Here is an 11,505-nt window from a genome sequence, read left to right on the forward strand (position 1 = left end):
TTGATGCTTGAATGAGGGTTTATTCCATTCATCGGAGGCAACGGAATAAACAGTCAATTAGGAAAGAAAAACGAAAGCAACGTTCATTCTGCCTCGCCTAGCATCGCCCACCTCGGCAGCACGCCTGCTGCTCCCACCTTTCTGGAGACCTCCCCATGTGCGGCATCGTCGGCGCAGCCTCCCATCGCGACATCGTTCCCCTGCTGGTGCAGGGCCTGCAGCGGCTGGAATACCGCGGCTATGACTCCTGCGGCGTGGCCGTGCATGCGGGCGGCGGCCTGGGGCGGGCGCGCACCACCTCGCGCGTGGCCGACCTGCTCACGCAGGTGAGCACCGAGCACATCGAGGGCCAGACCGGCATCGCCCACACGCGCTGGGCCACGCACGGCGCGCCGGCCGTGCACAACGCCCATCCGCACTTCAGCCATGGCGTGGGCGAGCTGCCTAACAGCCAGCGCCCGCCGCGGATCGCACTGGTGCACAACGGCATCATCGAGAACCACGAGAGCCTGCGCACCCAACTGCAGGCGCGCGGCTACGTCTTCGCCAGCCAGACCGACACCGAGGTCATCGCCCACCTCATCGACAGCGCCTACGACGGCGACCTGTTCGAGGCTGTGAAGACCGCCGTGGCGCAACTGCATGGCGCCTATGCCATCGCCGTCATCTGCCGCGACGAGCCGCACCGCGTGGTCGGCGCGCGCGCCGGCTCGCCGCTGGTGCTGGGCGTGGGCCAGGGCGAGAACTTCCTGGCCAGCGACGCCATGGCCCTGGCCGGCGTGACCGACCAGATCGTCTACCTGGAAGAGGGTGATCTGGTCGACCTTCAGCCCGGCAAGTACTGGATCGCCGACCGCCAGCACAAGCGGGTGGAGCGCCGCGTGCGCACGGTGCATGCCCACAGTGGCGCGGCCGAGCTGGGCCCCTATCGCCACTACATGCAGAAGGAGATCTTCGAGCAGCCTCGCGCCATCGCCGACACGCTGGAAGGCGTCGAAGGCATCGTGCCCGAGCTCTTCGACGGCGCCGAGGTGGACGGCCAGCCCGGCGCCAGCGCCTACCGCGTGTTCCAGGAGATCGACCAGGTGCTGATCCTGGCCTGCGGCACCAGCTACTACAGCGGCTGCACCGCCAAGTACTGGCTGGAGGGCATCGCCGGCGTGCCGACACAGGTGGAGATCGCCAGCGAATACCGCTACCGCGATTCGGTGCCCAACCCGCGCACGCTGGTGGTCACGATCAGCCAGTCGGGCGAGACGGCCGACACGCTGGCCGCCCTGCGCCATGCGCGCAGCCTGGGCATGGAACAGACGCTGACCATCTGCAACGTGGCCACCAGTGCGATGGTGCGCGAATGCAAGCTGGCCTACATCACGCGCGCCGGGGTGGAGATCGGCGTGGCCTCGACCAAGGCCTTCACCACGCAGCTGGCCGGGCTCTTCCTGCTGACGCTGGCGCTGGCCCAGTCCAAGGGCCGGCTGAGCGAGGAGGACGAAGCGCGCTACCTCAAGGAGATGCGTCACCTGCCCGTGGCGCTGCAGTCGGTGTTGGCGCTGGAGCCGCAGGTGGTGGCCTGGGCCGAGGACTTCGCGCGCAAGGAGAACGCGCTCTTCCTCGGCCGCGGCCTGCACTACCCCATTGCCCTGGAAGGCGCGCTCAAGCTCAAGGAAGTGACCTACATCCATGCCGAGGCCTATGCCGCCGGCGAGCTCAAGCACGGGCCCCTGGCGCTGGTCACCAGCGAGATGCCCGTGGTGGCCGTGGCGCCCAACGACGCGCTGCTGGACAAGCTCAAGAGCAACCTGCAGGAAGTGCGCGCCCGCGGCGGCGTGCTCTACGTGCTGGCCGACGGCGACACGCACATCGAGAACAGCGAAGGCCTGCATGTGATCCGCATGCCCGAGCACTACGGTCGCCTGTCACCGCTGCTGCATGTGGTGCCGCTGCAGCTGCTGGCGTATCACACGGCCTGTGCAAGGGGGACGGATGTGGACAAGCCGCGGAACCTGGCGAAGAGCGTGACGGTGGAGTGAGGGGCAACGCCGGAACGCTCTCATCAGGAGCGCACCGTCCATAGCTCGGGCTAACACTTCGACGGCCTCGGCCCAGCCGAGCGCTTCCTGCGGCCGTACACGCTGCTCCCCGTATTCGCCTGCAGGTCGTTCTGGACAGGACGCTCCTCCTCAGTCAGGCGTTCCCGGAAGCGCTCGGGCACTGCGTGGGCTACTGCCCCAACGCAGCCGGCGCGAAAGCGGTGGCGCCTCGTCCATAAGCACGGACTGAGTTGAGACGCGTCCCGACGCGCACCGTCGGGGGTGGCGAACCTTGGGTGTTGGCGTCGCCCCAATACAAGACCTTTGCACTTTCCCGCCGGGCCCATGAGGGGCCACTCTCCATTGATCGGAACGGACAACGATGACGGCCGCCTGCGTTGGTGCGCTCGATGCGCTCATCGCGCCACATCGGGATGGGTGCTCTGTCTCGCAAGTGCAGGCATGCTGCTGTATTGCAACCTGCACTGCAGGGTAGCGTGAGGGGACGCTTACGTCCGATCTGGCCCCGCGAGAGCACCACGATGCGCATCGCGATCCCTATACGGACAGCGCAGGCGCCTAGTATCCGAGCGACGTCCAAGGCTACTAAACAAAGGAGAGAGCAATCGGATATGCGGCTAGCCGCAGGTCTATTCGCCGGTGGCTTTCTACAACAGCAGATCTATAGAGGAATCAGCCATGGGCATCATTCAAAACTCTGGCGCTGTACATGTGAACGGCAATGTGTCCGCGGTGCTTGATCGGGAGTCGCAGCAGGATGATCCTGAAGGGTGGTCGATTACCACCCGGCCCTATCGGCCAGCACTGGAAACTGGGGCTATCCCACCCGAATTTCTTTGCAACACTGGGGAAAACACCTGTTATCTGGCCGGCAATCGCGTTCGGATGGCGGACGGGTCACAAAAGGCCGTCGAGCGCATCAAGATCGGTGATCTTGTGCTGACGATGCAAGGTCCCGACCGGGTCCGGGCCCTGGAGCAGCCCAAACTTGGATTGTCCCGAAAAGTCATCGAACTGCGCGGCCTTGGCGATGACTGCCTCGTGATCTCAGACGAGCATCCTCTTTGGGTGCGTCGTCTGGACGCAGATGGAAAGAGCGACGACACATGGGGAACATACAACCTCAACCACCTCATGTACGAGATGCGTAACTCCATCGAGCCGCGGCTACCGTCGCTGCCCGTGCCCTTGCAAATCGACATTCCAGAGCAACTGGCCCACGAGACCGGTTGGGTGCATGCGCAGCCGATCTACCATCACTTGGCACCATCGACGCAGTTGTACAACATCGCTACAGAGAAAGGCTGCGCGGTCTTTGTTGAAGGCTTCGCAGCGTTCAGTCACTGCCTTGGCTCCCTTACCCCCGCCAATGGCTGGCAGGGGTTAAGTGGTCGCCCCGCCGCGCAAGACCTGTTGAGAAAGCTTGAGCTTCACTCCGCCTGATGCTCATGACGTCCGCGCGCGGAACTTCACCACTTCTGCGCTTGGGAAAGATCCTCAAGCATGGTTCACGCTGCTTGATTGTGGAGAAGGCGGATGGAAAAGCAGAGATTCAAGCGCCGGCTAGGGTGTTGAACGCACTGATTCACGTGGGCGACGGCTCCCGCTCACGCTCCGAAATTGAAGCAGAGTTGGTTGCACGGACTGCTTGGCCATTTGTGTCTGGGTTTCTGGATGGCCTGCTTCTTCAAGGGGCGATGACGACGGATGGCCCGGCCGCAGTGCAGCCGCGGCGAGCGGCCATCCAATTGACGTCGCTTGACCCACAACTGCCAGCAGCAGTCACCGACCTTGGCTTCAAGTCCTTTCAAGCGACGGTCATGGGCTCCGCCGCACCTCTGGCAATGGGGTTCGGCCGGTCAGCAGAGGCGCAAATGGCCATGGATATCGCACGCTCCGAGGCATGCGAAAGGTACGCGTACCGCCATCCTCCGCGAGCGATCCGCGTTTGTAAATCCTCGGAATTGCCGCGCCACATGAGTCCTCTGACGCTGATTCAGTACGCGCCGGAACAGTACAGGAATCCAGCACTGGCCCTGAAGCCGTATTCAAGTAGCGATCAACATCCCTGGTTGAAGGCAACTCAGCTTCAGGACGATCAGCCCACGTGGTGTCATGCTCAACTGGTCTACGACGTGCGCTCCTCCCATGGGGAAGCGCCAGATTGCGCGCTCATGTGGCCGACCACCTCTGGTTGTGCAAGCGACGTAAACGTGCACCTCGCCATTGAGAGGGCGGGGTTGGAGGTCGTCGAGCGCGACGCCCTGGCAAGACATTGGCTCGCGCAGAAGCCATCGCATTCCATCCTGCGGAAGACGCTGCCACCCATCGTCCGCGAGTTGCTGCGACACGCCGAAGGGCAGTCGCTGGAGGTGGATGTTGGCATCCTCCAAGGAGCAGGGGGCCCCGTGGTGATAACTGCCTGTACCCATGCCCGCCAAGGCGTTTGCGTCGTGTCGACCGCCTGTGGAAACGACCTGGAAGCAGCGTTGGAGCATTCCCTGGCCGAGTCGCTCGTAACAGCGGTGCTCCGATGCAGTCTGCCTTCCCGTGGGGGCAATGTGGGGCCGTTCAACTGCCGGCGGGCGGTAGATCATGGTGATCTGTACGCACAACGCCGCTATTTCCGCCGTGCCCACGCCATCACACAAAGCACTATCGAGCTGAGCTTCGAGCACGCCCGGCAGAGGTGGCCCACTTCATTGCAGGCCCGTCTGGAAGAGCACGGCTTGGTCGGGGCCGCCTGGGTCGACATGACACCTCTCGATGCCCCGCTCGCGCCCAGTGGCCAGATCATAAGAACGGTGCGGGTGCTGGTCCCGGGGCTCATCCCTTTGGCAATTGGTTGGGATGCCTTGCCGCGGGGAATGGGCACTGATGTCCATCCCCATGGTCGCTTTCCGCACCCCCTCCCCTGAGGCTGTCTGTCACATGGCCATGTCTACCCTGCTGGATCACTTCCGCGCAGTCCGCACGTGGGCAGAGAGGCACAGTGCGGAGGCCACTCTCGACGTGAAAACCTTCGAAGTGGAGATTCGCTGCGCCAACCGCTACTTCGTCTTCTACCCGCAATTCAGCGTCGTCCATCAAGGGCAACTTGGCTATACGCGCCAATTGACGCCTGCTGCCGGCGGATTCTGCGGCTGGCGCCCGTACCGCGAGTACAAGACGCCCCTCACTACCGACAAGCTGCTTTTCAAGTCGTACTTTGCCTCTCAAGGGCTTCGTGTACCGGCCACTTGGCCTGCGGACCAGCGACCTGCACTTCCCTACATCCAGAAGCGGCAAGGTGGCTCCTTTGGTGAGGGCATGTGCGGCCCGGTTCTGCCGGGCCAACTTGATCCCCCCTGCATGCCAACGTCCAGTGGTTGCTTTGCCGAACAATTCCTGGAGGGCCGCAGCGTCAAGGTGTGGCTTTGGGGCGCTCGCCCCGTATGCGCCGACATACAGGACTGGCCCACTGTCACTGGCGATGGCATCTCACGGATGGAGGCGCTCATCACTCAACGCCTGCATGGTGCCGAAGGTTCCAGCTTCGGCGCCGATAGCGCTTTGATGCTGGCGTGCGTCCGGTTCCAAGGTCTGGACAGCGACAGCATTCCCGAACCGGGACAGTCCGTCTGGATCGATTTCCGGTACGGTCGAACCTTTCGCCCGCCCAGCGCGCTGCGGAACACGCCCAACCGACTTCCCGAACTGCAACAACGATGCGGATCCCAGCTTCTCGGCGCAGGCACGGCCGTGGCCCGAGCCCTCCAGCAAGCGACCCGCGCCCCTGTGATCAGCAGCATCGACGCAGTGCTCGACAACGAGGGCCGCCTGTGGTGGCTTGAATTGAATTCGAACCCTCTCTTTCCCCACCACGGCTACGACACGATGCTCAGCGAGTTGTTCGACTGTCCAACGAAGTCAGTTTATTTTTAGAGCAGAGCGCCGCAGCCTCATGAAAAGTACATTGAAAGAATGCCAAGATCTTTGCACGGCGGATCTGCTCGCCCTCATCAGAGGTGATTTCCTCGCGCTGCGAATCTCTCACTTCTATCCCCGAGCCCAATGCGAGCAAGTCGCTGAGCGTGTTCTTGACTATCCGGCTTTGCGGCAGTTCAAACTGGCCACCCGCATGGAGCGGTATGGACCATCCCTTGGAGAATCTGCGGGGTCGCCGGTTGCCATGCAGGCCTATCAGCAGGCCGCTGCTGAAGAGGTCGGCGCGCTCAGGGCCCTGTGCTCACCTTATCTCACTCCGATCGACAAGCTGCGCTTGGCCTTGGACGAGGCTTGGCCGGCTGGCGCGCACTTAGGGGTCATCAATGGCTCCAAAGCCTTCACGGGCGTGGTGCGCATCGTCAATGCCGGAGGGTCTACCGAACCCCATCAGGATCGCCTGATCGCGGGAGACATTGACCTGTCCGCGAGCATTGCCGAGCAGTTGGCGGCGAACATCTATCTGCGCACGTCAAGCAAGGGCGGTGAACTGGAGATCTGGGATCTGTCGTTGCCCCGCTCCGCGTATCAGTCCATCCGCGCGCCGGGGAAGGCGGGTGTTCTGCGCGATCAACTGCCGCCCTCGACGCTCCGCATCGGCCCGGAGCAGGGGGATCTCATTCTCTTTAGATCAACTTCCATGCACGCGATCGTCATGACGGAAGGGGCGCGTCAGCGAATCGCTTGCGCGACCTTCATTGGTTATCGATCCGATCAACAGCCTCTCGTTTTCTATTGCTAGGGAAGGTCTGCAAAACCCCTTGCGATAGGGCTGGCGCAGTAGTCGAGCATCGGTGAGGATGCGGGCATGAGCCAGATTCCACTCGGTCTTGATCCGTTGCCCAGGAAGACGCGCAAGGAGGTCTTCCTGGAAGAGATGAACCAGGTCGTGCCCTGGGCTGCGCTGGTTGCCTTGATCCAGCCCTATGCGCGCGGTGCGCACCAGGCGCTCGGCGGACGGCCCCCGTTTGCCATCGAGACCATGCTGCGCATCCACTGCCTGCAGCTTTGGTGGAACCTTAGCGATCCGGCCGTGGAAGAAGAACTGCACGAGCGCCCGCTGTATCGCCGCTTCGCCGGGCTGGAGGGCGCAGCGCGCATGCCCGACGAGACCACGATCCTTCGCTTTCGCCACCTCCTGCAGCGGCATGCGCTGGCTCCGCAGGTGTTGGCCACCATCAACGCCCATCTCGCCGAGCACGGCCTGATGCTGCGTACCGGCACCGTGGTGGATGCCACGATCATCGCGGCGCCCAGTTCGACCAAGAACAAGGACAACGCGCGCGATCCGCAGATGCATCAGACCAAGAAGGGCAACCAATGGCACTTTGGCATGAAGGCGCACGTTGGCGTGGATGCCGAATCGGGACTGGTGCACACGGTCATCGGCACGGCGGCCAACGTCAACGACGTGACGCAGGCGGCGGCGTTGTTGCACGGCCAGGAGCAGCATGTATTCGGGGATGCGGGCAACCAGGGTGTTGCCAAGCGCGAAGAGGCCAGGCAGTTGGACGTGACGTGGCACATCGCCATGCGCCCGGGCAAGCGCCGGGCGCTGCAGGCAGATAGCGAAGTGGACCGTCTGCGGCAGGGACTGGAGCAACTGAAGGCGAGCGTTCGAGCGAAGGTCGAACACCCGTTCAGAGTGATCAAGCAGCAGTTCGGCCATGCCAAGGTCCGCTATCGCGGCTTGGCCAAGAACACGGCTCGCGTGACGATGCTGTTCGCGATGAGCAATCTGTGGATGGCGCGGCGGCATTTGTTGAGCACGCAGGGATAACTGTGTCCGCTGGGGCACCAGCAGCCCCGTGACAGCGTGCAGGTGCAGGTACGAAGGGGCATGCAGAGCCTTGTGGGACGCCCCCAGGACCTCAAGCATCGATCAATACGCCTCGATGCACGTCGGTCTCCGCGAAAACGGGGTTTTGCAGACCTTCCCTAGACAGCTGGCGAAGGGCGAGGTCCCTGGGTAAATTCAAACCTGAAGTGCAACACCTAGGATTTCAGTGGATGGTGTTGGACTGTGGCTGAGCCTAAGCGATTAGAAGTTGGAGGTAGCGGGTGGTCTGGCCCAGGGCGATGTCGTTGATCTGCACCAGCTGGCCGGCCGCGTCGTAGCTGTAGACCCGGTTCTGGCCCCGGCTGCTGCTTTGTGCCACGAGCTGGCCGGCGTGGTCGTAGGCGTAGCCGTGGCTGGCTCGGCCGATGTCGATGTAGCCCGACAGGCGGCCCCATCCGTCGTAGGGTGTCAAGGGCATTTCAATTTTCCCCACCCATGGCAATCTAAATTTCCCCACCCGGTTGTGAACCCTCGTTGTCGTTGGTTCGGATGAGGCCGGCCTTGAGTTTGTCTTTCAGCCGGTACGAGTTGCCCCGTATGTTCAGCGTCACTGCGTGGTGCAGCAGCCGGTCCAGGATGGCCGTGGCGATGACCCGGTCGCCAAAGACGTCACCCCAGGCCGAGAAGCTCTGGTTGCTGGTCAGGATCATGGGACCGCGCTCGTAGCGCCGGCTGATCAGCTGGAAGAACAGGTTGGCCCCCAGCCGGTCGATGGGCAGGTAGCCGATCTCATCAATGATCAACAGCCTGGGCGTGGCGTAGACCTTGAGCTTCTCTTCCAGCCGCCCCTCGGCGTGCGCCCTGGTGAGCACGGCGATCAGGTTGGCCGCTGTGGTGAACAACACCCGGTAGCCGTTGCCGATGGCCTTCAGGCCCAGCGAGGCCGCTAGGTGCGTCTTGCCCACGCCCGGAGGCCCCAGCACGATCACGTTGTCGCCGTGCTCAATGAAGTGGCAGCTGGCAAGCACCTGCACCTGCTTGCGGTCGATGGAGGGTTGGTAGTCGAACTCGAAGGTCTCCAGCGGTTTGACGAACGGCAGCCGGGCCATCGCCGTGCGCATGGCGATGTTCTTGCTGGTCTTGGCCGCCACCTCCTCGCCGAGCACCTGCTCCAGGAACTCGGCGTACGGCAGCTCCTGCGCGGCGGCGTGCTGCAACAGCGCCTCCAGCCGCTCGCCGCTCTTGAGCAGTCGCAGCTTGCGCAGGTGCTCGCCGAGGCGTTCGAGCTGCGCCGGTGTCGTCATGGCCGAGGGCGTCATGACCGCCTGGGCGATTTTCGGGGTGCGAGTGGTGCTGGTCATCACGCAGCCTCCCGCACGGCGTCCAGCAACTGGTCGTAGACACCGAGGTCGCGGACCTCGACGTCGCGTTCGCTGTGAACCGGCGCCGGCCGGTCCGCGACCACCGCGAAGCGCTGGCGCTGGTTGCGCGGGATGGCCCCGGGGCCGTGCTCGGGCAGCACGCTGAGTTGTGCACGCCCGCTGAGCACCGCGTGCTCGGCCACCACCTTGCCTTTGTGACGGATGACCCAGTGACCGCCTTCACGACTGACCTGCACGGTCTTGCCGATCAGGCGGAACGGCACCGAGTAGCGGTTGGCATCGATGGCCACCAACCAGTCCTCGGCGACCACACGCTCGCGCACCATGGCCTCAAGGAAGCTGCGCTGGCCGGTAGCAGGCATCAGTGCGCGCGCTTCCTCGGCGAAGCGCTCGATGGGCCGCTGGTGCGTGGTGCCGTGCACGCGCACGTCGGCGATCTCGGCCTGCCAGGCTGCGAGCTGGGCGTTGAAGTCCTCCAGATCCCGGAACCGGCGGCCGGGCACGAAGTTGCGCTTGATGTACTTCACCCCCGACTCGACCTTGCCTTTGGTCTGGGCGCGGTAGGGTCGGCACAGCCGGATCACGAAGCCCCAGTGGCCGGCAAAGGCCTGGAAGGTGGCGTTCAGCTTGGCCCGGTGCACACCGGCATCGTCCTCGCTCGTGCCGATGGCAACCGTGCGCATACGGTCGTACAGCAGCGTCTGGCACACGCCGCCGAAGTGCGCGAAGGCACGTTCGTGCGCCGACAGCAGGCTGTCCATGCGCTCGTTCAGATACCCTCGGCATAACCGCGCCGGCTGTAACCCAGCGTCATCACGAACACGTGCACGCGCGTGGGCTGCTCGCCCAGCCAGACCTTGACCTGGCCCCAGTCAACCTGGGCCTGCTCGCCCGGCGCGGTCTCAAAGCGCATCTGCGTGAGCGCGGCCACCGAGGCGTTCGCGCGCAACGGCCGCACTGCGACCTTCACCACTTCGTAGCAGCCCGTGAACCCGCGCGTGCGCAGTTCCTGGAACAGCACACGTGCGGAGAAACCCACTTGTGGCGCCCGCCAGCGCAGCCACTCCATGTGCGCATCGAGCAGCGTAGGCCTTGTCACTTCGCGCCTGTACGGCTTCCATGTCTCGCGCCGCAAGCAGTTCCTCACCGTCTTGCGATCCAGCCCCATCTCCCGTGCGATCAACGAGACGGCCTGGCCTGCAGCTCCGCGCTCGCGTATCGCCTGCCATTGCTCCTGGCCAACCACGGCCACCTCCATGCTTCGTTCTCCAACGGGCACGGTAGCGGCCTGCGCCGCCTTGTCTTGATCTTGATCTTGATCTTGCTTTTCCTTTTCCATCTCTCGCTCCTTCGCGTTGTCGATGGGTGGGGAAATTTCAGATGCCACAACTGGGGATTATTGGAGTGCCACTGACACGCAGCACCTGCCCGAGCTTGAGATCGGCATTGCCGCTCAGGCCATTGGCGTCCGCGATCCGGTACCACAGGCTCTCGTCGCCGTAGACGCTTCGGGCGATGCCCTGCAGGGTGTCGCCCCGGGCCACCGACCAGGTGCTCGGCGCGCTGGCTGCACTGCTCAGGGGCTGAGTGCCCAACTGGATGTCCGTCTTCTGGGTGAAGGGCGTGAACCCGGGCACCGGGAAGCTCCAGCCCTCGTAGCGCTCGTCGGGCACCCAGCCGTAGCGGCCCAGCACCTCGCCGTTGACCACCACCTGGCGCTGGCCCTGCTGCGGATTGGCGCTGTCGCCGTAGAAGCCGAACAGCGCCGTGCCATTGGCGTCGTTCACGAAGCTGTGGTCGCGCGTGTTGAAGCCGCCTGTGTTGCCCGTATGGATCAGGTGGCCGTTGACGTCATAGTCTTGGTAGAGATCGCCAGAAGCGCTCGCGCTCTGCGTGCTGTTCTTGACCTGCTGATAGCCCTGCGCCCGCACATAGCTCAAGGTGGTGGTGCTGCTGCTGAAGGCCTGCGATGTGGCGTTCAGGCTGGCTGCGGTGTAGCTGCGCAGGTTGCCTTCACCGTCATAGTCGGTGTAGCTCACATCGCTCTTGAAGCTGTTCGGCACCGACACTGGATCGGCCTGCACCATTCGCCACTCGCTGGTGCTCTGGTGGGTGAGCTCGCCGTTGGCGCCGTACTGGCTGGTGCGGTACTGCAGGCTGCTGCCCGTGGCCGCCAGATAGTTCAGCGCGTAGTTCGAGTCGAACACGGCCCGCACGGTGCCGCTGCCGAGCACCCGCCCGGCCGCGTCGTACTGGCGCTGGTCCACCACTTCGTTGTCTCGACTGCTGACCGTCAGCCGCCCCA

The 11,505-nt window shown here is 63.8% G+C and carries 11 protein-coding genes; 6 read left to right on the top strand and 5 right to left on the bottom strand.

Going from position 1 to position 11,505, the window contains the following annotated elements:
- Positions 1–155 precede the first annotated feature (155 nt).
- The 6 genes from glmS to ACT54X_RS21690 all read left to right on the top strand — a co-directional run bounded on the left by glmS (position 156) and on the right by ACT54X_RS21690 (position 7,818).
- Entirely contained in the window at positions 156–2,033 is a 1,878-nt protein-coding gene (gene glmS, locus ACT54X_RS21665; protein ID WP_354319530.1) for a glutamine--fructose-6-phosphate transaminase (isomerizing), read from the top strand.
- Between the two features lie 699 nt (positions 2,034–2,732).
- Positions 2,733–3,497 carry a Hint domain-containing protein gene (locus ACT54X_RS21670; protein WP_294375350.1) on the top strand — a complete coding sequence of 255 codons (765 nt, stop codon included), beginning with the start codon at positions 2,733–2,735 and terminating at the stop codon, positions 3,495–3,497.
- A 5-nt stretch (positions 3,498–3,502) separates the two neighbouring features.
- Positions 3,503–4,972 carry a YcaO-like family protein gene (locus ACT54X_RS21675; protein ID WP_476348497.1) on the top strand — a complete coding sequence of 490 codons (1,470 nt, stop codon included), beginning with the start codon at positions 3,503–3,505 and terminating at the stop codon, positions 4,970–4,972.
- 19 nt (positions 4,973–4,991) lie between these two features.
- Positions 4,992–5,978 (top strand): hypothetical protein, encoded by a 987-nt coding sequence (locus tag ACT54X_RS21680; protein WP_476348499.1) that lies wholly within the window; start codon positions 4,992–4,994, stop codon positions 5,976–5,978.
- 19 nt (positions 5,979–5,997) lie between these two features.
- The gene (locus ACT54X_RS21685; RefSeq protein ID WP_476348501.1) at positions 5,998–6,780 is read left to right on the top strand and encodes a 2OG-Fe(II)-dependent halogenase WelO5 family protein; all 783 of its coding nucleotides are present in this window, start codon (positions 5,998–6,000) and stop codon (positions 6,778–6,780) included.
- A gap of 66 nt (positions 6,781–6,846) precedes the next feature.
- Positions 6,847–7,818: an IS5 family transposase gene (locus ACT54X_RS21690; protein ID WP_476348503.1), complete on the top strand. Its 972-nt coding sequence runs from the start codon at positions 6,847–6,849 to the stop codon at positions 7,816–7,818.
- A 253-nt stretch (positions 7,819–8,071) separates the two neighbouring features.
- Here the strand turns inward: ACT54X_RS21690 and ACT54X_RS21695 are convergent, their stop codons facing one another.
- The 5 genes from ACT54X_RS21695 to ACT54X_RS21715 form a co-directional block, all read right to left on the bottom strand.
- Positions 8,072–8,296, bottom strand: coding sequence for an RHS repeat domain-containing protein (locus ACT54X_RS21695; RefSeq protein ID WP_476348505.1), 225 nt, complete (start codon positions 8,294–8,296; stop codon positions 8,072–8,074).
- Between the two features lie 25 nt (positions 8,297–8,321).
- Positions 8,322–9,137 (bottom strand): IS21-like element helper ATPase IstB, encoded by an 816-nt coding sequence (gene istB, locus ACT54X_RS21700; RefSeq protein ID WP_476348524.1) that lies wholly within the window; start codon positions 9,135–9,137, stop codon positions 8,322–8,324.
- A 41-nt stretch (positions 9,138–9,178) separates the two neighbouring features.
- Positions 9,179–9,961 (bottom strand): Mu transposase domain-containing protein, encoded by a 783-nt coding sequence (locus tag ACT54X_RS21705; protein WP_476348507.1) that lies wholly within the window; start codon positions 9,959–9,961, stop codon positions 9,179–9,181.
- An 8-nt stretch (positions 9,962–9,969) separates the two neighbouring features.
- Entirely contained in the window at positions 9,970–10,539 is a 570-nt protein-coding gene (locus ACT54X_RS21710; RefSeq protein ID WP_476348509.1) for a hypothetical protein, read from the bottom strand.
- Between the two features lie 37 nt (positions 10,540–10,576).
- On the bottom strand, positions 10,577–11,505 hold a 929-nt coding region (locus ACT54X_RS21715; RefSeq protein ID WP_476348511.1), incomplete at its 5' end, for a LysM peptidoglycan-binding domain-containing protein.

Source organism: Pseudacidovorax sp. DMC4 (assembly GCF_056314265.1).

What these genes read in the sequence shown, in the direction of transcription:
- ACT54X_RS21675 (WP_476348497.1), top strand. Translation starts at nt 3,503, where the DNA reads ATGACGTCCGCGCGCGGAACTTCACCACTTCTGCGCTTGGGAAAGATC.
- istB (WP_476348524.1), bottom strand. Translation starts at nt 9,137, where the DNA reads ATGACGCCCTCGGCCATGACGACACCGGCGCAGCTCGAACGCCTCGGC.
- ACT54X_RS21695 (WP_476348505.1), bottom strand. Translation starts at nt 8,296, where the DNA reads ATGCCCTTGACACCCTACGACGGATGGGGCCGCCTGTCGGGCTACATC.
- ACT54X_RS21670 (WP_294375350.1), top strand. Translation starts at nt 2,733, where the DNA reads ATGGGCATCATTCAAAACTCTGGCGCTGTACATGTGAACGGCAATGTG.
- ACT54X_RS21710 (WP_476348509.1), bottom strand. Translation starts at nt 10,539, where the DNA reads ATGGAAAAGGAAAAGCAAGATCAAGATCAAGATCAAGACAAGGCGGCG.
- ACT54X_RS21680 (WP_476348499.1), top strand. Translation starts at nt 4,992, where the DNA reads ATGTCTACCCTGCTGGATCACTTCCGCGCAGTCCGCACGTGGGCAGAG.
- ACT54X_RS21685 (WP_476348501.1), top strand. Translation starts at nt 5,998, where the DNA reads ATGAAAAGTACATTGAAAGAATGCCAAGATCTTTGCACGGCGGATCTG.
- glmS (WP_354319530.1), top strand. Translation starts at nt 156, where the DNA reads ATGTGCGGCATCGTCGGCGCAGCCTCCCATCGCGACATCGTTCCCCTG.
- ACT54X_RS21690 (WP_476348503.1), top strand. Translation starts at nt 6,847, where the DNA reads ATGAGCCAGATTCCACTCGGTCTTGATCCGTTGCCCAGGAAGACGCGC.
- ACT54X_RS21705 (WP_476348507.1), bottom strand. Translation starts at nt 9,961, where the DNA reads ATGGACAGCCTGCTGTCGGCGCACGAACGTGCCTTCGCGCACTTCGGC.